The sequence below is a fragment of the Paenibacillus stellifer genome, assembly GCF_000758685.1.
Taxonomy (GTDB): domain Bacteria; phylum Bacillota; class Bacilli; order Paenibacillales; family Paenibacillaceae; genus Paenibacillus_AQ; species Paenibacillus_AQ stellifer.
This window is the reverse complement of sequence record NZ_CP009286.1, coordinates 3,385,401-3,408,810: the sequence shown is the minus strand read 5'-3', so window position 1 is coordinate 3,408,810 and position 23,410 is coordinate 3,385,401. Positions and strand designations below refer to the sequence as shown.

The following is a 23,410-nucleotide window of genomic DNA, read 5'->3' as shown; positions in this document are numbered from 1 at the left end:
AGTCCATGCCCAGCAACTCCGGCTTTGACGGTGGAAGCACTACGCTGAATTTAATCAATGTAATCCTGGCTCTTATTGTTATCCTTGTTCTTATCGTGTTGCTCATCCGGTTTCTTGGACGGCGAAATCAAAGCTGGATGAGCAACCGGTCCATTAGAACCCTGGGAGCAGTCGGACTTGGTCCCAGCAAATCGCTGCAGGTTATTGAGATTGGCGAAAGCCTGTATATCATCGGGGTAGGAGAGAATGTCACCATGCTCGACAAAATAACCGATCCCGAGGAAGCGGCGGTCATTATGGCGGCATTCGAGGAACAGTCCTCATCTGCCGGTCATTTATTCAAGACAGTTGGAGATAAGCTGAAAGGGAGATTTCAAGGCAAAGTGTCGTCGGAGGAAATTAATCTGAACGATAACTCGGCATTCTATGAAATGCTTAATTCCAAACTGCGCTCCGCTCCTGACCGAAAGAAGGAATTAGAGGAACTGCTAGACGAGGATGACAAGAAGAACAGGCAGGAGGAGACATGAAGAAGAAAATTCTGCTCACCTTCCTGCTTATCGGTCTGTTTAGTATTCTGGTTCTGCGACCGATCTACGCGGCTGCAGCTGATCCGATTCCGAATATCGATATTCAGGTAGGGGGACAGGGCTCGCAGAGCGGGACGAGCTCGGTATCCATCATTTTACTTATTACCGTACTGAGCGTCGCGCCTGCGTGTCTGGTGTTGATGACAAGCTTTACACGAATTGTCATCGTCCTCGGATTCGTCCGTACATCGCTTGGCACTCAGCAAATGCCGCCCAATCAGGTTTTGGTCGGGTTGGCATTGTTTCTGACCCTGTTCATCATGTCGCCTACGCTGTCGAACGTGAATCAGGTTGCGCTTCAGCCTTATATCAAAGGCGAGATTTCGCAGACGGAAGCATTGAAAAAGGCCGAGGAACCCATGAAGCAGTTCATGTTCAAGTATACGCATGAGAAGGATCTGCTCCTGTTCATGAAATATAACGGCTATACAGGGGAGCATAAGCCCAATACTTACAAGGATATTCCGTTGACGGTTCTTATTCCTTCCTATGCGATGAGTGAGATGAAGACGGCATTTCAGATGGGCTTTTTGATATTCATACCATTCCTGATTATTGATGTGGTTGTGTCCAGCACACTAATGGCCATGGGGATGATGATGCTTCCGCCGGTTATGATTTCACTGCCTTTCAAAATCATGCTGTTCGTGCTTGTAGACGGCTGGTATCTTGTCGTCAAGTCGCTGCTTCTAAGCTACAGTACTTGACGAAAGGAGGGGCGATATCCATGAGTACGGAATTTATAATCGGACTTGCGGGACAAGCGGTATATCTGATGCTGGAGATAAGCGCGCCGATGCTTGTGTTCGGTCTTGTAGTCGGACTTCTTGTCAGTATCTTTCAGGCCACAACCCAAATTCAAGAGCAAACGCTGGCCTTTGTTCCGAAGATCGTAGCTGTGTTGCTGTCTCTGCTCTTGTTCGGGCCATGGATTCTAACGAAGCTTATTGATTTCACATCCCACATACTGGGAAATCTGTATCTGTACATCGGTTGACGTTATGATAAACTCCATCTTACAGGGATTTCCTGTCTTTTTGCTTATTTTTTGTCGAATTACAGCTTTTTTTGTTGTGGTTCCTGTGTTTTCTTCACGCAACATTCCAATGTCGTTCAAGATCGGCCTTGCCTTTTTCGTTTCATTGGTCGTTTTTACTGTCAGAGGGACGGGTATTGTTGTTCAAGAGGATTTGAACCTTGTTTTGTTGATTGTGCGCGAGGTGCTGATCGGCCTGCTTCTCGGTTTTATCGGATACCTGATGTTTATGATGATACAGACGGCCGGTTCCTTTATTGACTTGCAGATCGGTTTCTCTATTGCGAACGTTATTGACCCGTTGTCCGGTGCGTCGGCGCCACTGCTCGGCAATTTCAAGTATATGATCGCGTTGCTGCTGTTCCTGGGGATGAATGGTCATCACTATTTGCTGGACGCCATAGTCAACAGCTACAACTGGGTTCCTTTGAACAATTCGGTGCTTGAGAGAATGATGGACGGCACTCTGTCGGATTTCCTTATTCGTACGTTTGGACAGGCATTCATGCTTGCACTTCAAATGTCGGCGCCCCTTGTAACGGCATTGTTCCTAACGGATCTCGGACTTGCCTTCTTGGCCAGAACCGCGCCCCAATACAATGTCTTTGTCATAGGCGTGCCTTTAAAAATCATAGTCGGCCTGGCTCTTCTCATGATTCTCATGCCGACCATGGCTGTTTTGTTCCAAAATCTGTTCAGCATTATGTTTGAATCCATGCGCAATCTGCTAACGACTATGGGCGCCTAAGCCGGACTGGGAGGGACGAATGAACAAGCGGTATAAATTCGACCTTCAAATGTTCGGCGGCGACAAGACGGAGAAGCCTACCGCGAAGCGGCGCGGAGATGCCCGGAAGAAAGGCCAGGTCGCCAAAAGCCATGAGCTGTCCGGAGCCATTGTCCTGCTTTCTGCGGTGTCCACGCTGCTCATTTTCGGAGGCTTTCTAAAGGATCGGGTCGTTTCGTTGTTCAGGGATATCCTGATGAACAGGCTGACGATGGAAGTGACACCGGATAATGTGATGAACCTGATGAGCGGGTATGGAGTTCAAATTTTGGTCATATTGGCTCCGGTTTTTCTAATTCCCTTGATCTTGGCAATCGTCGCCGAGGTGAGTCAGATCGGTTTCAAGATGGTCGGCGAAGGACTGACGCCAAAATTCAGCAAGATTAATCCACTCAAAGGTTTGAAGAACATTTTTTCGATGCGTTCATTGGTGGAGATGTTCAAATCAATTCTGAAGCTGATTATCATCGGATATTTGGTCTTTAGCACGCTTTGGGGAAAAAAACAGGAATTTTTGGCTCTGTCCCATGTGGATGTTGAAGGAATTATGCATTTTGCTTCAAAAATGACATTGAACTTAGGAATGAAGATCGGAGCTGCACTGTTGATTATGGCCGTACTGGACTATGTGTACCAGCGCTATGAGCATGAAAAAAGTCTGAAGATGACCAAACAGGAAATCAAAGACGAGTACAAGAACATGGAAGGCGATCCGCAAATCAAAGGCAAAATCAGGGAACGTCAGCGCCGGATGGCCATGCAGCGAATGATGCAGGAAGTTCCGAAGGCGGACGTAATCATAACCAACCCGACTCACTTTGCCGTCGCATTGAAATATGACGGATCAACCATGGAGGCTCCGCAAATTGTGGCCAAAGGCCAGGACTTTGTTGCCCTTCGCATTCGCGAACTGGCCAAGGAACATGGCATTATTACGATGGAAAACAAGCCGCTTGCACGGGCGCTGTTTCAGCGGGCGGAGATCGGGGATGCGGTTCCCACTGATCTGTTCCAGGCGGTTGCTGAAGTGTTGGCTTACGTATATAAACTAAAGGGCAGACCAAGATCCAACGGGAGGTAGGAAGCATTGAAAGCAAAGGATTTAACAGTTCTTCTTGGTATAATCGGCATTGTGCTGATGATGATTCTTCCGATTCCTACGTGGCTGCTCGACTTACTGCTCGTTATTAATATTTCCATAGCGCTGACCATTCTGCTGGTTGCGATGAATACGAAGGATGCGCTGCAGTTCTCCATCTTTCCATCCCTGCTGCTCATTACAACGCTCTTCCGTCTTGCGCTCAATCTCTCCACAACCAAGCTGATTCTGGCTAACGGAGACGCCGGTTCAGTTGTTGCCACATTCGGGAGCTGGATTGCAAGAGGCCAGATCGCAATCGGATTTATCGTCTTTCTGATTCTGGTTGTCGTACAGTTCATCGTTATTACCAAAGGCTCGGAGCGTGTGGCCGAAGTCGGAGCGAGATTTACGCTCGACGCAATGCCGGGTAAGCAGATGAGTATTGACGCGGACTTGAATGCGGGCCTGATCAATGAGCAGCAAGCCCGGGAGCGCCGGAATATTATTGAACGCGAAGCGGATTTCTACGGCGCGATGGACGGTGCGAGTAAGTTCGTCAAAGGCGACGCTATCGCCAGCATCATCATACTGCTGATTAACCTGATCGGCGGTTTCATAATCGGGATCGCCATTCACGGCCTTTCCTTTCAAGACGCACTGTCGACTTATTCCCTTCTTACTATCGGGGACGGTCTTGTCAGTCAAATTCCTGCTCTGCTCATTTCGACCGCATCCGGGTTAATCGTTACCCGAGCTTCTTCGGAAGGCAATCTTGCGGAAGATTTGACAGGGCAATTATTGTCTTATCCCAAGCTTCTCTATATCGTTGCTGTTACAGTTGCTTTCCTGGGGCTGTTCACACCGATCCATGCTATCAGTACACTGCCGCTCGCAGCATTATTGGCTTTCTCGGCATACCGGATGACGCAGAACCTAAGCCGCAAAGCGATTGCGGAGGAGCAGCTTGTCGAAGAGAAGCAGATCGAAGAAGTGCGGAGTCCGGAGAGCGTTGTCAGCCTGCTAAATGTAGACCCTATCGAGTTTGAGTTCGGATATGGTCTTATTCCGCTTGCCGATACGCAGCAGGGTGGAGACCTTCTGGACCGGATCATCATGATTCGACGTCAATGCGCACTTGAAATGGGACTTGTCGTCCCTGTTATCCGAATTCGCGACAATATTCAACTAAAACCGAATGAATATGTCATCAAAATAAAAGGAAATCAGGTCGGTGGCGGTGAATTATTACTTAACCACTACTTGGCAATGAGTCCCGGGTACGATGACGATTCGATCAGCGGTATCGAAACGATTGAGCCGTCATTCGGATTGCCAGCATTGTGGATTGACGAATCTGTCAAGGACCGGGCGGAGATGGCTGGATATACAGTTGTAGATCCGCCTTCCGTAGTAGCCACTCACTTGACCGAGCTGATCAAACGTTATGGACACGAGTTGATTGGCCGCCAAGAGACGAAGCTTCTGGTGGACAATGTCAAGGAGAATTACCCGGTATTGGTGGACGAGCTTATTCCGTCCGTACTTACCATTGGGGATTTGCAGAAGGTACTTGCTAAACTGTTGAAAGAAAAAATTTCGATCAGGGACCTTGTTACTATTTTTGAGACGCTCGCCGATTATGGGACCTATACCAAAGACCCGGATGTGCTGACTGAGTATGTACGACAGGCACTCTCCAGACAAATCAGCCAGCAGTTCTCCCAGCCTGGAGAAACGCTGCGCGTAATTACGGTGGGACCGTCGCTTGAGAAGAAGATTGCAGAAAGCGTTCAGCAATCGGAGCATGGAAGCTATCTCGCTCTGGACCCTGTCTCGACCCAGACGGTATACCAGCGGCTGACGGAACAAATCAACCGGCTTCTGCAGTCTGGTCAGCAGCCAATTGTGCTGACCTCTCCCACAATACGGATGTACCTGCGGCAGGTCATTGAACGGACCATGCAGGATATTCCAGTGTTGTCCTATAGTGAACTTGAGCCCAATATTGAAATTCAGAGCGTAGGGGTGGTGAACCTGTGAGAGTGAAGCGTTATGTGGTGGATAATATGCCTGACGCCATGCATTCGATCCGCACTGAGCTGGGAAGCGATGCTGTAATTTTAAGCACCAAAGAGATCAAAACCGGCGGTTTCATGGGTATGTTCAAGAAGAAGAAAATTGAAGTGGTTGCCGCTGTAGAGAATGAACCCAAGCAGTCGGCAGCGCCCGTTAAGACGCCAGCTTCCTCATCAACACCAAGAAGCGGCGTGCCAACGGCTTATCGCCGGGCATACGAAGCGGCAGCCGATGCAGGCTCAACCAAGACTGTCGAATCTGCGCCACGAAGCTTCGCGGAGATTGCAGCAGCGCTTAGCCAGGAAGCAGAGCGCCGAGGCGGGGTTGCGGTCTTGGAAGAGAAGGAAGCCATACCTGAAACATCCCGTATTGAAGATGCCGTTGACAGCGTTAAGATGAAAGAGCAGCCTATTATTTCTCCGGACCGGGAATTGGCTCGAGTGGCAGCTGTAACGGTTCCGTCTGAGAAAGAGGCAAGTCCTCCGTCGAACGAGCAAGCGGTGCTTGCGGAAATTAAAGAAATGAAGCAGTGGATGGAAAGGCTTGCCAGACAGACTCCGATTTCAATGGATTTGCCTGAGCCATTAGTCCTTCTCAGAGAGAGGCTTCAGGATCAGGAAGTTGACAGCAGGCTTGCGGATCAGTGGATTGACCGTGTGCTGGATGCCTGGAATGAAGCGGGAAGGGTTTGGGGGATCGAGCATTTTGAAGAATCGCTCAGCGGAGTCGTTATGGATTTCATTACGCCAAGAATTGGCAGCGGCATCGCTCCTGATACGAGACTGCTATATGTTGCAGGGCCTACAGGGGTTGGGAAGACGACAACCTTAGCCAAGCTGGCGGCGGATCAGATGTTCCGTCATGGACGAAAGGTCGGGATGATCACTTCCGATACGTACCGGATCTCGGCCGTTGAGCAGCTTCGCACTTATGCATCCATACTGAACGTGCCGCTTGAAGTTGTCCAATCTCCCGGTGATTTGCAGCGGGCGATGTCCAGGCTTGAGAGCTGCGATCTGATTCTGATGGATACAGCCGGGCGTAACTTCCGGAACGAAATGCTGGTAGCAGAGCTGCAGAGCCTGCTTGCTCCAACGCTTAAGAGTGAAACCTATCTCGTGCTAAGTCTTACTTCAAAGAGCAAGGATATGAAGTTGATTACAGAACATTTCAGCAAGTACCGGCTTGATAAAGTGATCTTGACCAAGATTGATGAAACCGGAACCTTTGGCCCGATGTTTAATCTTCTTTATGATTATCCGCTCTCATTGGCATATATGACGAATGGCCAGACCGTTCCGGATGATTTATTGATGCCTAACAGCGCGATTCTGTGTAATCTGCTGCTTGGTACGGGTGATGCGTAATGGATCAGGCCCAGTCGCTGAGAGAGCTTGCTGCCGGACAGAATCGTAAGCTTAGCGAGGGGAAGACGGATTCGGCCCGCATTATTACCGTTTGCAGCGGTAAGGGAGGTGTCGGCAAATCGAATTTCACCTTAAATTTTGCACTAACACTCAAGAGTCTTGGCAAAAAAGTGCTGCTGTTCGATGCCGATATCGGCATGGCCAATCTGGACGTGCTGATGGGTGTGTCGCCCAAATATAATCTGTATCACCTTTTAGGCCGAGAAGCTCCTATTGAAGAAATAATTCAGCTTGGTCCGGATCACCTTCCGTTTATAGCCGGCGGTTCGGGGATGGAGGAATTGTTCTCCCTTTCAGATCGTGACCTGGACTATTTCTCTTCACAGATATCCGATATTGCGGATGAGATGGATTATATCCTGTTTGACACAGGTGCCGGATTGTCCAAGGAGACGATGAAGTTCATCGTATCCGCCGACGAATGCTTCGTCGTAACGACGCCGGAACCGACAGCGATCACTGACGCTTATGCGCTGATGAAAGTGGTTCATAATAGCCATCCGCAGGTGGAGTTCAGGCTGATTGTGAATCAAGCATCCGATATCCGGGAAGCGAATGCGACAAGCGACAAGATCCGAATGGCAGCTAAGCGTTTTTTGCAGATGGACATCAATTATCTGGGTTATATTAGCAGCGATGTCCATGTTGTGCAAGCGGTGAAGAAACAGGTTCCTTTTTCAATGGCATATCCGCAAAGCGCCGCATCCAAGGATGTTCACAGGCTTGCGATGAAATATTTATCTTCAGACAGGTCTTACGCAAGTTCCTCTACGGAGGGAATTAAAGGATTTATCAGCAGGTGGCTTCGCCGAAAATAGACGACATGTTCCGACTTTAAGACAAAGGTGGAAATGATATGAAGCCATATCGAGTATTGGTTGTAGATGATTCGGCATTTATGCGCAAGATCATTTCCGATTTAATCGAGCAAGACAATATGTTTCAGGTTGCCGCGACCGCCGTTAACGGCCGGGAAGCTGTGGAGAAAGTGAAGGAACTAAAGCCGGATCTCGTTACGATGGATGTTGAGATGCCGGAAATGAACGGCCTCGAAGCTCTTGGGCTGATCATGATGCATTATCCTCTGCCGGTAATTATGTTGTCCGGCATTAACGAGGAAGGGATGAAGGAGACGATCATGGCTCTGGAGAGCGGAGCCTTTGACTTTATCCGCAAGCCTTCCATTTCCAACTCCAACGATATTAACAGTGTCGGGGATGCTCTGAGAGAGCAGATGAACGAGGCTATGATGGCGCGTGAGAGAAGAGAGGCGCGGTCCGCATCGGCGCTTCTTACTCCCGAAGCGCCTGTGGCGGCGACGTTGACATCACCCGCAGCACCGATATCGCCGGCAGATAAACCGATTGAGAAACGAGGGAATCTGTCGTCAACGATTCCGAAGGAAGCGACTGGCCCGTACGCCGGAAGCGTCCGCAAAGACAAAGATACGAAGTTAGAAAATCCGGCCCCGGGAGCGAAGTCCGGGCCTTCCAAACCGGATAATCCTGCGCCAGCTAGCCGGACGGTCAAACCGCTGAGACCGGATGCGTCCAAGGCGAGGCCTGCACCGCCGGGTGGCGGCAGGTTGGCCCCGCCTCCCAAGAATGAGCCTGCCTTAGGGGGGGCGGCCAAGCCGAAGCCAGCTTCGGCTGAGCCTGCGGCAGGAGGAATACCTGTTGCTGGCTCACGGGAAAGAAAGATTGGCGGAAGAGAGCTGAGCAAGCTTGTGGCAGTTGGATGCTCAACAGGCGGTCCCAGAGCCTTGAAGGCTTTTCTGGAGAAGATTCCAGCGGATTTTCCGGCGCCTATTCTCATTGTGCAGCACATGCCGCCTAATTTCACGAAGTCCCTGGCTCAGCGGCTGAACACTTTCAGTCCTCTAGATGTGATGGAAGCCGAGCAAGGCATGGTTCTCCGTAAAGGGGCGGCATATATTGCGCCGGGAGGCTTTCATATGAAAGTGGCTGAATCGACAGGCGGGCAACTCTCCATCAACTTGACGAAGGAGGAAGCTCGCAACGGTCATCGTCCATCTGTCGATACGCTTTTCGAATCGCTGCTCTCACTGACTTCGCTTGAGCGGCATGCGGTTATTATGACCGGGATGGGAAGCGATGGAGCCAGGATGATGAAGTCCCTGTATGACTCGGGCGTCACCTCAACCTTCGCGGAGAGCGAAGAGACCTGCGTAGTTTACGGTATGCCTCGTTCCGCCGTTGAATTGAAATGCGTCAGCTATATTTTACCTTTGCAAGACATAGCACCAAAGCTGGTTCAAGTCGTGAAATAACGAAAAGCGAACGTGAAGGGTAGGTGTCTGAACATGGACATGAATCAATATTTATCCATGTTTATTGATGAGTCGAACGATCATCTGCAAGCGTTGAATGAAAATATGATGAGCCTGGAGGCGAGTCCGGAGGATCTCAGCATCGTGCAGGTGATCTTCCGTTCCGCTCATACCTTAAAAGGCATGGCGGCGACTATGGGCTTTGAAGATCTGGCATCATTGACGCATCAAATGGAGAATGTGCTCGACCTTGTCCGTAACGAGAAGCTCGCGATGCAAGATTTTATCTTCGACACCTTGTTTAAGAGCCTTGATGCCTTGGAATCCATGGTGCAGGATATCACTGGTGGAGGTGACGGGAAGGCGGATGTTGGAGCTATCGTCGCCTCTCTTCAGGCGATCGTCCGCGGAGAGAATCCTTCTGCTCAAGGATCGGCCCCGGCTGCAAATGCGGCAGCTGCCGCTCCTTCCGAAGGCCGCGCGCTTCTAGATGAATTTCAGCTGTCTGTCCTGAAGCAGTCCGTCCAGGAAGGCCATCAGGTGCTGTTTATCGAGGTGACTCTGCGCAGTGACTGTCAGCTTCGTGCAGTCCGGGCGTATATGGTCTTTGAATTGCTGGAGCGATACGGCGAAGTCGTCAAATCCTTCCCTTCCGTTCAGGATATCGAACAGGAGAAGTTCGAGTTCAGTTTTTCACTCTATTACATAACCCAGAAGACGGCCGAGGAAATACAGAGCATGATTCTGGGTGTGTCCGAGGTCGACACCGTAACGTCAGTGGCGCTTGATCAGGAATCGTTGGAACAGGTTGGACAACCCGCTGTTGCGGCTGCGGCAGAAGCTCCCGCTCCTTCCGCGCAAGCGGCTCATCCGGAAGCGCCCAAGGCAGCTTCGGCACAGACGTCCGCCGTTCCGAAAGAAGAGGCCAAGAAGGCACCGGCCAAGACGGGCGGTACTCCTTCCCGAACGATCCGCGTTGATATTGACCGGTTGGACGTTCTGATGAATCTGCTCAGCGAGCTGCTGATCGATCGTGTTCGGCTGGAGCAGTTGGCTTCGGATACCCAAAGCACTGAACTGACCGAGACGGTTGAGCATTTGAGCCGGGTGAGCGGCGATCTTCAGAATATTGTGATGAAGCTGCGCATGGTTCCCGTCGATACCGTGTTCAATCGGTTCCCTCGCATGGTGAGAGACTTGGCCAAGTCGCTGGATAAGAAAGTTGACCTCGTCATTACGGGCGCTGAGACTGAGCTAGACCGGACGGTTGTCGATGAAATCGGCGACCCGCTCGTTCACTTGCTCCGCAACGCGCTGGACCATGGTGTTGAGCCCATAGCGGATCGCATTGCATCCGGCAAGTCGGAGACAGGCACCATCCATTTGCGCGCCTTCCACAGCGGCAATCATGTTTTTATCGAGATTCAGGATGACGGTGCAGGCATCTCGCGTGAGAGAGTGTTGAAATCCGCATTGAAAAAAGGCGTCGTAACCGCCGACCAAGCGGCATCGATGAGCGATAGCGAAGTACATCAGCTGCTGTTCGCTGCCGGCTTCAGTACAGCGGAGGTTATCTCCGATATTTCGGGCCGCGGCGTCGGACTCGATGTCGTGAAGGCGAAGATCACTTCCCTCGGAGGCAATGTCACCATTTATTCGACTCAGGGGAAGGGAACCAACTTCTCGGTACAGCTTCCGCTGACCTTGTCGATTATCGCTGCGATGCTGGTGCGGATCGGCACGGAGAAGTATGCCATTCCGCTTTCTTCCATCGTAGAGACCGGTATTATCAAGCGTGCACAGATTCGAAACGTTCACGGTTCCAAAATGGTCGAGTTCCGGGGCTCCCATATTCCTCTACTGTCGCTCGGAACCATTTTTGCGGTGCCGGATTACGATGAAAGCACGGAAGATGAGACAGAGATCGTTGTGATCCGCAAAGGAGACAAGCTTGCGGCGCTTACTGTGTCCGACTTTATCGGCCAGAATGAAATTGTTATCAAGAACTTGGGAAAATACCTGCCGGAAGTCCAGGGCATCTCGGGAGGCACGATTCTTGGCGATGGACAAGTTGCCTTAATTGTCGACCCCAACGCTTTTATTAAATAAGGGAAATCCATAGGGAGGTTCATCAAATGGCTGAAGATATCAAAGTGATTGTCTTTAAACTGGGTACCGAGGAATATGGAATTGAAGTCGATAAGGTGCAGACGATTGAACGTATGATGCCGATTACCCGTGTTCCCAAGACTTATGCTTTCATCAAAGGCGTCATCAATTTGCGGGGAGTGGTTATTCCGGTAATCGATCTTCGCGGAAGATTCGGACTCGATGAGTCGGAGCATACCGACCAGACCCGGGTAATTATTGTCAACGTGAACGAAATGGAAGTCGGCTTTATTGTGGATTCTGCCAATGATGTAATCGATCTGAACCGCGACTCTATTGATACTCCGCCTGAAGTAGTCGGTGGGATCAAGGCCAAATATCTTGACGGGGTGGCCAAGATCGGAGATGACCGCCTGTTGATTATGCTTAATCTGGCGGAAGTTCTCAATAAGAGCGAAATCGTGCAGTTGGAAAGTCTAGAGGGTTAATTCTGTGGAACTGTTCAAGCACCAGAAAGACTTCAAGATGGACGTGCTTAAAGAAGTCGGGAATATCGGAGCCGGGAACGCAGCCACCGCGTTGTCCCAGCTCCTGAATAAACCGATCGACATGGCAGTCCCCAAAGTTCAATTGCTGGGCTTTGAAGAAATCGCAGACAAAGTCGGAGGAGCGGAAGAGCTGGTCTACGCTGTCTTTCTGCGGGTAGAGGGTGAAGCACCGGGGAATTTGTTCTTTATTCTAACTCCTGATGCTGCACGCAGCTTACTGAACCGGGTGGCGGGCATCTCCGAAGTCTCAGAGGATGAACTGAGCGAAATGGAGCTGTCGGCGCTTAACGAGATCGGCAATATTCTGGCGGGTTCCTACCTTTCGTCGCTTGCTGATTTTACTTCTCTCACCATGTATCCGACAGTTCCGGCCCTGGCTATGGATATGGCTGGAGCAATTTTGAGCTACGGGCTTCTGCAGTTCGGCCAAATGGGCGACGACGCGCTGCTGATCGATACGACATTTCTGGAGGGCAAAGACGAAATTGAAGGCCAGTTTTTTCTGATCCCCGATCCGGAGTCATTCCCAAAAATCTTTACATCCCTGGGAGTGCCGTTTGAGCATGATTGATGAACAAAGTGTAATCAAGGTAGGAATGGCCGATCTCAACGTAGGCATTCAAGACAACATCATCCGAACGACCGGTCTTGGTTCATGTGTAGGCCTAACCATGTACGATCCCGGCAAAAAAGTCGGCGGCATGGCGCATGTCATGCTTCCATCTTCTGAAATCGCTCGAGAAGGGATGCTCAATATTGCCAAGTTTGCGGATACCGCAATCCCCGAACTGCTCAATCGCCTGCTGCAACTGGGGGCAACTAGAGGAAGAATTGTGGCGAAAATGGCAGGCGGCTCTCAGATGTTCGCTTTTGCAGGCGGAAATGATACGATGCGTATCGGACCACGAAATGTGGAATCCTGCAAGCTGGCGCTGGAGCAGCTGAATATTCCGCTGATTGCAGAAGATACAGGCGGCAGTTACGGACGTACGATTGAAATTGCCTGCAGTTCGGGATTGTTATATATCCGCAGTGTGCAAAAGGGCGTTAAGGAATTATAATGATGATTGGAACAATCTTGCTGAACATAATCTGCGGGTTGCTGGGTTTTGCCTTTACTTTCTTGATTTCGCTGCAGAACAACTTGATCCTGACCAGCCTGTATCGGGGGTTATTCGGATTTATACTCTGGTTTCTGCTTGCCTTCGTCCTAAGATGGGTATTGGGTTTCATTACTGATGGCTCCGCAAATCAGGGCAGTTTCTCATCATCCGGCGGCGATTCCGAGTCACTCGGAGGAGCCGTGGATTTGTCCACACCGGATGAGGAAGAGGAGCTTAAGGATTTGCTCAAACCCAAGCCGGCGGCTGCAGACCAGGGCAGTGGCGATTTTAAGCCTCTCCAGCCTCCCAAACTGGTTTCGATGAAAGATCCGGAAGAATTGGCAAAAGCCGTTCGTCACCTGAAAGAAGAATAATAAGCGGGTAAAGCAGGGTACTGCTAAACAACTAGATGCACCTGGTCCGCCCACTCGCCGACTACACTTTGGGAAGGGTGAAAGCCGTTGAACGAGCATAAAGCTTCTCAATTGGAGCATCAGGAACTCTGGGAGCAATGGAAGGAACAGGGCGATCCTGAAGCCAAAAAAAAGCTGATCGAGAAATATCTCCACATCGTGGATTATGTGTCGGGGCGACTGGCCGTAGGCCTGCCCAAGAACGTATCCAAGGATGACTTAGCGAGCAATGGCGTTATGGGACTAATTGATGCGGTCGAGAAGTTCGATTACAAAAGAGGATTGCAGTTCCAAACCTATGCCTCCTGGCGTGTTCGCGGCGCTATTCTCGATTCGCTTCGCCAGGGAGACTGGGTGCCGCGCTCCGTACGGGAGAAAGCCAAAAGAATAGAAGATGCTTACCAGCAGCTGGAACAGAAATACTTGAGATCCGTAAGCGATGAGGAAATGAGCCAGTACTTGAATGTGAGCGAGCAGGAATTTCAGAGCATGCTTCAAGATGTATCCGTTATGACGCTGTGTTCCTTGGAGGACCCGATTCGTGAAGAGGAGTCGGAGACCCGCATGTCGGTATTGGTGGACGACAAGGCCAAGAATCCTGACCGTAAGGTCAATGAGTTCTATTTACGGGAAACTTTAACTAAAGGCATAGAGAAACTAACCGTGAAAGAAAGGACCGTCGTGTCCCTTTTATATTATGAAGATTTATCCCTGAGCGAGATTGCTGAAGTGATGTCCCTATCTCCGTCACGAATTTCTCAGCTGCATTCTAAGGCAATTCTCAGGCTTCGGGGAACGCTTGAAAAGAACCGGGATTTGTTGATGCAAAACGACTAGCCATAGCGGTTGGAGGAGGGGGAAAATGGTCGTCCATTATGCAATGAACGATTATTTTAATATCAGCTTTTCGGATGATAAAGATGCAGCCTATCTGGAGTTCTTTAAACGGGAAGAAGGTTTTTCCTGTACGGTGGACGAGATGGGTGCTTTTTTAGAGAAATATAATGTACGCTTCGGAGTCCAGTGGGAGATTGTCGAACGGTTCGTCAGCCATCCAGAGGAATATTTGTCCGGCAAGGTGACGATTGCGGTTGGACGGGCTCCGCAGCATGGCAGCGACGGCAGAGTGGATCTGCACTTTAATATGGAAGCTGACGGCTTGAAGCCTTTAGAAAAAGACGATGGCAGAGTCGACTACAAAGAACTTATTCGTCTCAATAATGTGCGCAAAGGTCAGTTGATCGCAACGCTGGTTCTTCCGGAAACCGGGGAACCCGGTATGTCGGTTACAGGCGATCAAATTCCGGCCAAGCCCGGAAAGGCCGCCCGCTTCAAGGTAGGAAAGAATGTCGTGGTTGATCAGGAAGAAACATCGATGTATTCGGCGATTGACGGTTTGGTGTCCTTAACGGATAACGGCAAAGTCAACGTTTTTCCGCTGTATGAAGTGAAGGGCGATGTGGACTATACGACTGGCAATATCGATTTTGTGGGTACAGTCGTCATTCGGGGCAATGTGCTGTCCGGATTTACTGTCAAATCGGCAGGCGACATACGTGTAATCGGCGGAGTCGAGGGGGCCGAGCTGATTGCCGGAGGCAGCATTGAGATTACCGGCGGCATTATCGGGTACAACAAGGGGATTGTCAGTGCGGGCATGGACGTTAAGGTGTCGTTCGTTCAGGATGGCACGGTTAATGCTTCTCAGGACATTATCGTGTCGCAGAGCATTATGCACTCCAGTGTAAGAGCGGGCAGAAATGTGCTGTGCAACGGGCCTAAAGGTTTTATCGTCGGAGGTACCGTCCAGGCAGGAGAAAAAGTAGTCGCGAGAACGATCGGCAATACGATGTCGACTGCAACAGCCATTGAGGTAGGTGTGCTCCCTGAGCTGCGCAACGAAATGAATGTGCTTCGCACACAGCTTCGGGTTCTCATCGAGAACGATGATAAGACAACCAAGGCGCTTCATCTGCTGGATCAGCTGGCGGCGAGCGGAGCACTGGGACCTGACAAAGTAGCCATGCGTATTAAGCTAAATGCCACCAAACAGTCGCAGCAAAAAGAGCTGGCGCATACCCGTGAACGCATTCTGGAGATTGAGCAGGTGCTGGAAAACACAGACCGGGCCAAGGTGGAGGTTGTGCGAACCATCTACGGCGGTTCCAAAATTGTGATTGGCCGATATACCAAATTCGTCAAAGATACGGCTGAGCGGGTTACATTCCGATTCTCCGACGGAGACATTAGCATGAGCCCGAATGTGTAAAGCGGGAGGGGATTGCAGTGAGTTTCAGACCGGTGGAATTGCAAATAGCGGTACCGAGAACGACGGAACTCGGCAGGGACCAACAGAATCTCTATAACCGCTCAACCCATGAGCAGCAGGGGCTTGCTGACCAGACTGTTAAGCATTCTCAGGAAATGGGACAGCGCAGCCCTGAGGTGGACGAGACCCCGGAGTCGGCCATTAGGGACGACGGTAACCGCGGCCGAGGCGGAAGACATAATCAGCACGAGAAGACGAAAGAAGAGGCCAAAGACAAGGAGGCCGAGCATCCGTACAAAGGTCACAGTATCGACCTCAAGCTCTGACAAAGGGCAGGCCGGGTGCAAGGCAACATCTAATTGAATTAAAGGAGAAAGACAAGTGCAACCATGGGCGTACATTGTTCTGCTTGGCGGATGTGCCTTGGCATATGCGCTCTTGTTACCTTCCCGTAACCGAAAAAAGGAAGGCGGCGGAGATAAGCAGACCGTTAAGGAAGTGGAGGCGGCTCTTGAGCTGTATATGTCCGACATCGAGCGTGAGAATCGGGAGCTGATGGAGGTGCTGGGAACGATCAAGACACAGAGCCAGAATAACCAGGCGGCACTCCAGGAGCAGATCGGCGAGCTGAAGGGGCAGCTGGACTCTCTCCATCACCGCATTGCCCAGCTTGAGAACCGGACAGCCGCGACGGAGAGCGGACTCCTTCAACTGGCGATTTCCGGTCCGGCTCCTCGCGAGGAATCGGAGGACATGGGGGAAGAGACGGAATCGAAGTCCAAACCGGTTAGTACGATCAAACTTCGCTATCCCCAGTTATTTGAATTGCATGAGGAAGGCAAGTCCATCGATGTCATCGCCAAGAAGACCGGGATGCAGCGCGGTGAGATTCAACTTATTCTGCAATTGGCCAAGCAGGAGGAATCGGTGTGATCAAGAATCGTTCCTTTTGGATTGGCCTCGGTTCAGGTCTAGTATTCGGAGGCCTTTTGCTGCAGCTGATGATTTCTGCAGGCATGTCTACTCCTACAAAGAGCCAGCTTATTCAGGAAGCGGCCAGACTGAATCTAAAAGTATCTGATGCTTCCTTGAAGCTGATGACGGAGGAAGAGTGGAAGGCTCAGAACGGCGAGAACGGGTCGCCTCCGCCTCAGCTGGAGACTACCCAAGAAGCGGCTGCAGCCGGCACAGGGGGAGGGCCTACAGCAACTCCGGCGCCTACGCCTAGTATGACTGCATCACCTTCCGCCATTGGAACCAAGTCTTCGTTGTCAGGAACAGCTCCTTCGGCACCGTCCAAAGCATCCTCTCCGACTGCACCATCGAAACCATCATCGCCAGCACAGAAACCGGATTCGTCGGCTACAGCTCCTGCGAAGGCTGCTGCGCCGTCAACGCCGGCAGCAGCCAAACCAGCCCCAGCCACTATTATTCTTCGCATTCCAAGCGGCGTTACGCTTAGCCAGGTCGCCGATCTGTTGGCCGGCGCCGGGGTGATCAAAGACAAGGATGCCTTCCTGGTGGCAGCGACTAACCGTCAGATTCAGAGAAGGATCCAGTACGGCTTATACAGCTTTAAATCCGGTCAAAGCCTGGATTCGATCATTGAGCAGCTAATCACTATCAAAGAATAACGCGTAGGCTATTTGAACACCGCCCATTCGGGCGGTGTTTCGTTCTCTTCCCGGCTCCGACGGCGAATTACCGAATCTGACAAAAATCGTTCACTTGGAAGTTGCATCTCACCCGGGTCTTATGATATATTAATTGACGGTGTTAAAACACACGTCGACTGATTACAGCAAGCGGTGCTTTCTTCCGAAGAAAGTCTTGCTGCAAGATGAAGCCGGCGGAGGGACACACAATAAACCAAACCTAGGAGGTGTGTGAAGATGGCAGTAATCTCCATGAAGCAGCTTCTTGAAGCTGGGGTACACTTCGGTCACCAGACTCGTCGTTGGAACCCGAAAATGGATCGTTATATCTTCACTGAAAGAAACGGAATCTACATTATTGACCTGCAGAAGACAGTCAAGAAAGTAGAAGAAGCTTACAACTTTGTTAAGAGTGTAGCAGGCGAAGGCGGTACTATCCTGTTCGTCGGAACAAAGAAACAAGCACAAGATTCGGTTAAAGAAGAAGCTGAACGTTCCGGCATGTTCTTCATCAACCAACGCTGGCTGGGCGGCACGCTGACGAACTTCTCAACAATTCAGAAGCGTATTGACCGTCTGAAGAAGCTGGAAGCTTGGGAAGTGGACGGCACGTTTGAAGTTCTGCCTAAGAAGGAAGTCATCATTCTCCGCAAAGAGAAAGATCGTCTGGAAAAATTCCTGGGCGGCATCAAGAACATGAAGGGCCTGCCAAGCGCCCTGTTCATCATCGATCCTCGCAAAGAGCGTATCGCTGTTGCCGAAGCCCGCAAGCTGGGTATCCCGATTGTGGCTATCGTTGACACGAACTGCGATCCGGACGAAATCGATTATGTCATTCCGGGCAATGACGACGCAATTCGCGCCGTTAAGCTGCTGACTGGCAAAATGGCCGACGCGGTTGTGGAAGCACACCAAGGCGAAGACACAACTTCCGCTTAATTTGGCGGACCTGTGCTGAAATAAGAAATTAAATGAAAAGGGTGGTTGGCAGGTGGATAACCTTCTCACCGCCCTTTTTTAAAATACCTGGAGGGATTAAATCATGGCAGTAGATGCAAAATCCGTTAAAGAGCTTCGCGAAAGAACCGGCGCCGGCATGCTGGATTGCAAAAAGGCTCTGGAAGAAGCAAATGGCGATCTGACGAAAGCCGTTGAAATTCTTCGCGAAAAAGGTCTTTCCGCAGCGGCCAACAAAGCCGGACGCGCAGCAACCGAAGGCGTTGTCGAGTCCTACATCCACGCCGGCGGCCGTATTGGCGTACTGGTGGAAATCAACTGCGAAACCGACTTCGTCGGCAAAACCGATCAATTCAAAGAGTTCGCCCGCGACATCGCCATGCAGATCGCAGCAGCAGCTCCTCGCTTCGTTCGCCGTGAAGAAGTTCCGGCTGAAGAGGTAGAGAAAGAGAAGGAAATTCTGAAGGCTCAAGCCCTGAACGAAGGCAAGCCTGAGAAGATCGTTGAGAAAATGGTTGAAGGCCGCATCAACAAGTACTACGAAGAGCACTGCCTGCTTGAGCAAGCCTTCATTAAAGATCCTGACAAGACGATCTCCAACCTGCTCAATGAGAAGATCAGCACGATCGGCGAGAACATTTCCATCCGTCGCTTTGTTCGCTACGAACTGGGCGAAGGCCTTGAGAAGAAAGTCGACAACTTCGTTGAAGAAGTAATGGCTCAAGTGAAACAATAATATCGGCGCCGCGGCAATCGCCGTGACTTACCGTATATATCTTTCGAGAGCGGAACACGGGCAAATGGTGTTCCGTCTTTTGCAAAGAGAAGAAAAGCACGATCAACCTGGGGCCCTTCAAGGCACCTTGCAAAGTGAGGGTATAAAATTGGAACAGCCGGTATTTAAAAGGGTAGTCCTCAAGGTCAGCGGCGAGTCGCTGGCTGGACAAAACGGTTATGGCATCGATGCGGCTACAATCACCTCGATCGCCGAGCAGGTGAAGGAAGTTGTCGAGCTTGGCGTGCAGGTTGCAATCGTATGCGGCGGCGGCAATATTTGGCGGGGTATCGCCGGCAGTGCGAGCGGTATTGACCGGGCGACCGCTGACTACATGGGCATGCTGGCAACGGTTATGAATTCACTGGCTCTGCAGGACTCTTTGGAACAGAGCGGCGTGCCGACTCGCGTACAGACATCGATCTCCATGCAGCAAATCGCGGAACCCTATATCCGCCGCCGTGCCATCCGTCATCTTGAGAAGGGCCGTGTCGTCATTTTTGCAGCGGGTACGGGCAATCCTTTCTTCTCTACCGACACGACTGCTGCGCTTCGCGCCGCCGAAATTGAAGCGGAAGTTATTCTGATGGCGAAGAACAAGGTGGATGGAGTCTACTCCGCCGATCCGTTCAAGGACAGTACCGCCGAGAAGTACGATCAACTGACTTATCTGGATGTGCTGAACAAGAATCTGGGCGTCATGGATTCCACTGCTTCCTCTCTCTGCATGGACAACAATATCCCGCTTATCGTGTTCGCAATCACGGAACAGGGCAACATCAAACGAGTCGTTCTGGGTGAACGCATCGGAACGATTGTTAAAGGGAGTGTAGAATAATGCCGCAATCGGTTAAGAAAAACGCCGAAGAACGCATGGAGAAAGCAATTTTGGCTCTTAAGCGCGACCTGGCGACTCTGCGTGCCGGACGCGCAACCCCGTCGCTGCTCGATCGTATTCAAGTGGAATACTACGGAGCGCCGACTCCGGTCAACCAGTTGGCCAACATCAATACGCCGGATTCCCGTACGCTGCTGATTCAGCCTTGGGATAAATCGTCGCTGAACGATATCGAGCGTGCAATCATGAAATCCGATCTCGGACTGACACCGGCCAATGACGGCACGACAATTCGCCTGACGATTCCTGCGCTGACGGAAGAACGCCGCGGCGAGCTCGTTAAGCTGACGAAGAAGTTTGGTGAAGAAGCGAAGGTTGCGATCCGCAACATCCGCCGCGACGCCAACGACGAGATCAAGAAGATGGAGAAGAACGGCATCTCGGAAGACGAATCCCGCGGACATCAGGAGAACATCCAGAAGACCACGGACAAGTTCATCGCCGAAGTCGAAAAAGTACTCCTGTCCAAAGAAAAAGAAATCATGGAAGTATAAGATAGCGCAAAAGATCAAGGCCCCTCCTCAATTGGTGGGGTTTGTCTCTTTCTCGCAAGCAAAGATGGAGGAAACGGTAATGATCAAACGGGTTCAATCTTGGCTGGGCCGGGAAGATCGGCAGCAGCCGGTTGATATTTCGCCGGACAATATTCCCCGGCATGTGGCCATCATTATGGATGGCAACGGTCGCTGGGCCAAACGGCTCGGATTGCCCCGCATTGTCGGCCATCAGAATGGCATGAAGGCGGTCAAGCGCGTAACGATTGCTGCTGACGAGTTGGGGATCGAATTTTTGACGATGTATGCTTTTTCCACAGAGAATTGGAAACGGCCCAAAGAAGAGGTCGATTTTCTGATGCGCCTGCCTGTGGAGTTTCTAGCCATTGAACTGGATGAGCTGATCGAGAAGAACGTCCAGGTTAGAGTGATGGGCGACAGCGAAGCGCTGCCCTCCTATACCCGCAAGGCGATGGAAGAAGCGGTACAGCGAACGGAGAATAATACCGGCCTTATTCTGAATTTTGCCCTGAATTACGGCGGACGCAAAGAAATTGAGGATTGCATGCGGGAATTGGCGATTGAAGTAGCGGAAGGAAAGCTGAATCCTGATGATATCAATTCCCAATTGATTGACAGCCGACTGCTGTCCGGCGGATTGCCTGATCCCGATTTGATGATTCGTACGAGCGGGGAAATGCGGCTCAGCAACTTTATGCTGTGGCAGCTGGCATATAGTGAACTATGGTTTACCGACGTCTACTGGCCGGAATTCGGCAGAGAGCATCTGCTGCAGGCTGTAGCTGAGTACCAGCGGCGCTCGCGCCGTTACGGCGGGCTTAAGTAGCAAGGTAGGAGTGAGGATGTTTGAAGCAGCGACTGATAACCGGAGTGGTGGCCGGAGCCTTGTTCTTGGGACTATGCCTCCTTGGAGGATGGTGGTTCCAGCTCCTGCTGACCGCGATGGCACTGATCGGCTATTATGAGTTCGTCAAAATGACCGGCCTTTCGACTAAGAGCGGAAGCGCGGCTCTCGGGTATGCTGCGGTGCTTGGCTTTATGATTCCATGGGAGAAGCTCGACATGTCCGCGCCCTTGACCTGGATACAAGGTGTGTGGCTGCTCATGTTTCTGTTCCTGTGCATTACAGTGTTCTCCAAGAATAAAACCGATATTCGCTTAGCGGCGATGCTGTTCATCGGCGCGCTATACATAGGAACCGGTTTTTCCTATATGGCGGTATCCCGGTCTGCTCCCGACGGACATGGCGTATTCTGGACTTTTTTGCTGTTGTGCTGCATTTGGGGCAGCGACGCCGGCGCGTATTTCGTCGGAAAAGCAATTGGCCGGAACAAGCTGTGGCCGGCGATTAGTCCCAACAAAACCGTGGAAGGGGCCGCCGGGGGTGTCATCATTTCTATCGTCATTGCGATGTTTTTTGCGGCTTTGTCTTCCGGTCTGCTGAACTATGGACAATCGTTAATGATTGGCCTGGTCAGCGCAGTCGTTGGACAGCTGGGAGATCTCGTGCAATCGGCGTATAAAAGGGTGTACGGCATCAAGGATTCGGGTTCGCTGCTCCCCGGGCACGGCGGTATTCTGGACCGCTGCGACAGCTGGATCATCGTCTTTCCGTTCATACATATCCTGACGCTGCTGCCGTACTATCACTAAGACTAGAGTGGGAAAGAAGGTGCACGTTCCTTGAAGAAACTAAGCATCCTGGGCTCTACAGGCTCAGTGGGGACGCAGACGCTGGATGTTGTGGCCCTTCATCCGGAGAGCTTTCAAGTGGACGGGCTGGCGGCAGGCAACAATACGGCGCTGCTGCTGGAACAGATCAAACGCTTCAAGCCGCGCCGGGTATCTGTAGCGAGCCGAGAGCTCGCTGAGCAAATTCGCCTGGAGATCCCTGGAGACATCAAGCTGTATTACGGCGAAGAAGGATTGGTGGAGATTGCTGCAGGGGGCGACGCGGATTATGTCGTTACGGCAGTTGTGGGCAGCGTAGGTCTTCGATCCACCTTAGCCGCTATCGAAGCGGGAAAAGATATTGGTCTAGCCAATAAGGAAACACTGGTCACTGCAGGGCATCTGGTAACCGAAGCGGTTCGCCGAAAGGGAGTATCACTGCTGCCGATCGACAGCGAGCATTCCGCGATATTCCAATGCCTGAATGGCGAAGACCCTGATGATATTCATTCCATTACGATAACCGCCTCGGGCGGTTCCTTCCGCGACCGGACGAGAGAGCAGCTGCGGGACGTCACGGTTGAAGATGCACTCCGGCATCCGAACTGGTCCATGGGCGCGAAGATCACGATCGATTCGGCAACGATGGTTAACAAAGGCCTGGAGGTAATTGAAGCCCACTGGCTGTTTGGTCTCCCTTATGAACAGATCAACGTGCTGCTGCATCCGGAGAGCGTCGTTCACTCCTTTGTGGAATTCAAGGACAGCAGCATTATCGCCCAGTTGGGCAGTCCTGACATGAGAGTGCCGATTCAATATGCTTTGACATATCCGAAGCGGCTGCCTTCTCCGGCACAGCGGCTGTCGCTGGCACAGGCGGGGCAGCTGACGTTCCGTGAGATGGATCTTGAACGTTATCCGGCGTTGAGAATGGCGATTGAATGCGGCAAGCTGGGCGGAACGGCGACTACGGTATTCAACGCGGCGAATGAGATCGCGGTAGCCCGCTTTTTGCGCCGTGAAATTTCATTTCTCCGTATTGAGGAAATTTTGGAGAAGGCGATTGCCGGACATACCCCCGTTTTGCACCCTAATCTCGAGGAAATCGAGGAATGCGACCGGAGCGTCCGGAAGCTTGCGGAACTTCTATAACAAATTAGCAGGGCTTGGCTGATTCTCTTGTGCCGGATCGGAGAATAATGATAAATTA

26 protein-coding genes are annotated in these 23,410 nt (G+C 51.3%); all 26 read left to right on the top strand.

The window, feature by feature from the left end:
- Window positions 1-5 precede the first annotated feature (5 nt).
- The 26 genes from PSTEL_RS15700 to PSTEL_RS15575 all read left to right on the top strand — a co-directional run bounded on the left by PSTEL_RS15700 (window position 6) and on the right by PSTEL_RS15575 (window position 23,352).
- Window positions 6-530: a flagellar biosynthetic protein FliO gene (locus PSTEL_RS15700; RefSeq protein WP_038696719.1), complete on the top strand. Its 525-nt coding sequence runs from the start codon at window positions 6-8 to the stop codon at window positions 528-530.
- Window positions 527-1,297: a flagellar type III secretion system pore protein FliP gene (fliP, locus tag PSTEL_RS15695; protein ID WP_038696717.1), complete on the top strand. Its 771-nt coding sequence runs from the start codon at window positions 527-529 to the stop codon at window positions 1,295-1,297. Before PSTEL_RS15700 ends, fliP begins: the two co-directional genes overlap by 4 nt.
- Window positions 1,298-1,317: 20 nt before the next feature.
- Window positions 1,318-1,587, top strand: coding sequence for a flagellar biosynthesis protein FliQ (gene fliQ, locus PSTEL_RS15690; protein ID WP_038696715.1), 270 nt, complete (start codon window positions 1,318-1,320; stop codon window positions 1,585-1,587).
- Window positions 1,588-1,594: 7 nt separating this feature from the next.
- Window positions 1,595-2,374 (top strand): flagellar biosynthetic protein FliR, encoded by a 780-nt coding sequence (gene fliR / locus PSTEL_RS15685; RefSeq protein WP_425415281.1) that lies wholly within the window; start codon window positions 1,595-1,597, stop codon window positions 2,372-2,374.
- Window positions 2,375-2,393: 19 nt separating this feature from the next.
- Window positions 2,394-3,494 carry a flagellar biosynthesis protein FlhB gene (gene flhB, locus PSTEL_RS15680; protein ID WP_038696713.1) on the top strand — a complete coding sequence of 367 codons (1,101 nt, stop codon included), beginning with the start codon at window positions 2,394-2,396 and terminating at the stop codon, window positions 3,492-3,494.
- Between the two features lie 6 nt (window positions 3,495-3,500).
- Entirely contained in the window at window positions 3,501-5,534 is a 2,034-nt protein-coding gene (gene flhA / locus PSTEL_RS15675; protein WP_038696712.1) for a flagellar biosynthesis protein FlhA, read from the top strand.
- The gene (flhF, locus tag PSTEL_RS15670; protein WP_038696710.1) at window positions 5,531-6,937 is read left to right on the top strand and encodes a flagellar biosynthesis GTPase FlhF; all 1,407 of its coding nucleotides are present in this window, start codon (window positions 5,531-5,533) and stop codon (window positions 6,935-6,937) included. The genes flhA and flhF overlap by 4 nt, the downstream gene beginning before the upstream one ends.
- Window positions 6,937-7,815 carry a MinD/ParA family protein gene (locus tag PSTEL_RS15665; RefSeq protein WP_038696709.1) on the top strand — a complete coding sequence of 293 codons (879 nt, stop codon included), beginning with the start codon at window positions 6,937-6,939 and terminating at the stop codon, window positions 7,813-7,815. Before flhF ends, PSTEL_RS15665 begins: the two co-directional genes overlap by 1 nt.
- Before the next feature lie 38 nt (window positions 7,816-7,853).
- Window positions 7,854-9,287, top strand: a complete 1,434-nt coding sequence (locus tag PSTEL_RS15660) for a protein-glutamate methylesterase/protein-glutamine glutaminase (protein WP_038696708.1) — start codon at window positions 7,854-7,856, stop codon at window positions 9,285-9,287.
- Window positions 9,288-9,320: 33 nt separating this feature from the next.
- The gene (locus PSTEL_RS15655; protein ID WP_038696706.1) at window positions 9,321-11,396 is read left to right on the top strand and encodes a chemotaxis protein CheA; all 2,076 of its coding nucleotides are present in this window, start codon (window positions 9,321-9,323) and stop codon (window positions 11,394-11,396) included.
- 26 nt (window positions 11,397-11,422) lie between these two features.
- Window positions 11,423-11,884 (top strand): chemotaxis protein CheW, encoded by a 462-nt coding sequence (locus tag PSTEL_RS15650; RefSeq protein WP_038696704.1) that lies wholly within the window; start codon window positions 11,423-11,425, stop codon window positions 11,882-11,884.
- A 37-nt stretch (window positions 11,885-11,921) separates the two neighbouring features.
- Window positions 11,922-12,515, top strand: coding sequence for a chemotaxis protein CheC (locus tag PSTEL_RS15645; protein ID WP_425415280.1), 594 nt, complete (start codon window positions 11,922-11,924; stop codon window positions 12,513-12,515).
- Window positions 12,508-13,005, top strand: a complete 498-nt coding sequence (locus PSTEL_RS15640; protein ID WP_038696700.1) for a chemotaxis protein CheD — start codon at window positions 12,508-12,510, stop codon at window positions 13,003-13,005. Before PSTEL_RS15645 ends, PSTEL_RS15640 begins: the two co-directional genes overlap by 8 nt.
- A complete protein-coding gene (locus PSTEL_RS15635; RefSeq protein ID WP_038696698.1) occupies window positions 13,005-13,421 on the top strand; it encodes a hypothetical protein in 417 nt (138 codons plus the stop codon). Before PSTEL_RS15640 ends, PSTEL_RS15635 begins: the two co-directional genes overlap by 1 nt.
- An 87-nt stretch (window positions 13,422-13,508) precedes the next feature.
- Window positions 13,509-14,297 (top strand): FliA/WhiG family RNA polymerase sigma factor, encoded by a 789-nt coding sequence (locus PSTEL_RS15630; RefSeq protein WP_038696696.1) that lies wholly within the window; start codon window positions 13,509-13,511, stop codon window positions 14,295-14,297.
- Window positions 14,298-14,322: 25 nt separating this feature from the next.
- On the top strand, window positions 14,323-15,729 hold the full coding sequence (locus tag PSTEL_RS15625; RefSeq protein ID WP_038696694.1) for a flagellar assembly protein A: 1,407 nt from the start codon (window positions 14,323-14,325) through the stop codon (window positions 15,727-15,729).
- 17 nt (window positions 15,730-15,746) lie between these two features.
- Window positions 15,747-16,055 (top strand): hypothetical protein, encoded by a 309-nt coding sequence (locus PSTEL_RS15620; protein WP_038696692.1) that lies wholly within the window; start codon window positions 15,747-15,749, stop codon window positions 16,053-16,055.
- 55 nt (window positions 16,056-16,110) lie between these two features.
- Complete coding sequence (locus PSTEL_RS15615; RefSeq protein ID WP_038696690.1) at window positions 16,111-16,662, top strand: hypothetical protein; 552 nt, start codon at window positions 16,111-16,113, stop codon at window positions 16,660-16,662.
- Window positions 16,659-17,363, top strand: a complete 705-nt coding sequence (locus PSTEL_RS26345; protein ID WP_052098542.1) for an endolytic transglycosylase MltG — start codon at window positions 16,659-16,661, stop codon at window positions 17,361-17,363. The genes PSTEL_RS15615 and PSTEL_RS26345 overlap by 4 nt, the downstream gene beginning before the upstream one ends.
- Before the next feature lie 258 nt (window positions 17,364-17,621).
- On the top strand, window positions 17,622-18,323 hold the full coding sequence (gene rpsB, locus PSTEL_RS15605) for a 30S ribosomal protein S2 (protein WP_038696688.1): 702 nt from the start codon (window positions 17,622-17,624) through the stop codon (window positions 18,321-18,323).
- 103 nt (window positions 18,324-18,426) lie between these two features.
- Entirely contained in the window at window positions 18,427-19,077 is a 651-nt protein-coding gene (gene tsf / locus PSTEL_RS15600) for a translation elongation factor Ts (RefSeq protein ID WP_038696686.1), read from the top strand.
- Window positions 19,078-19,225: 148 nt separating this feature from the next.
- Entirely contained in the window at window positions 19,226-19,954 is a 729-nt protein-coding gene (gene pyrH / locus PSTEL_RS15595) for a UMP kinase (RefSeq protein ID WP_038696684.1), read from the top strand.
- On the top strand, window positions 19,954-20,508 hold the full coding sequence (gene frr / locus PSTEL_RS15590; RefSeq protein WP_038696682.1) for a ribosome recycling factor: 555 nt from the start codon (window positions 19,954-19,956) through the stop codon (window positions 20,506-20,508). The genes pyrH and frr overlap by 1 nt, the downstream gene beginning before the upstream one ends.
- Before the next feature lie 79 nt (window positions 20,509-20,587).
- The gene (locus PSTEL_RS15585) at window positions 20,588-21,355 is read left to right on the top strand and encodes an undecaprenyl pyrophosphate synthase (protein WP_038696680.1); all 768 of its coding nucleotides are present in this window, start codon (window positions 20,588-20,590) and stop codon (window positions 21,353-21,355) included.
- A gap of 20 nt (window positions 21,356-21,375) precedes the next feature.
- On the top strand, window positions 21,376-22,182 hold the full coding sequence (locus tag PSTEL_RS15580) for a phosphatidate cytidylyltransferase (protein WP_038696679.1): 807 nt from the start codon (window positions 21,376-21,378) through the stop codon (window positions 22,180-22,182).
- 30 nt (window positions 22,183-22,212) lie between these two features.
- Window positions 22,213-23,352: a 1-deoxy-D-xylulose-5-phosphate reductoisomerase gene (locus PSTEL_RS15575; protein ID WP_038696677.1), complete on the top strand. Its 1,140-nt coding sequence runs from the start codon at window positions 22,213-22,215 to the stop codon at window positions 23,350-23,352.
- The last annotated feature ends 58 nt before the right edge of the window (window positions 23,353-23,410 follow it).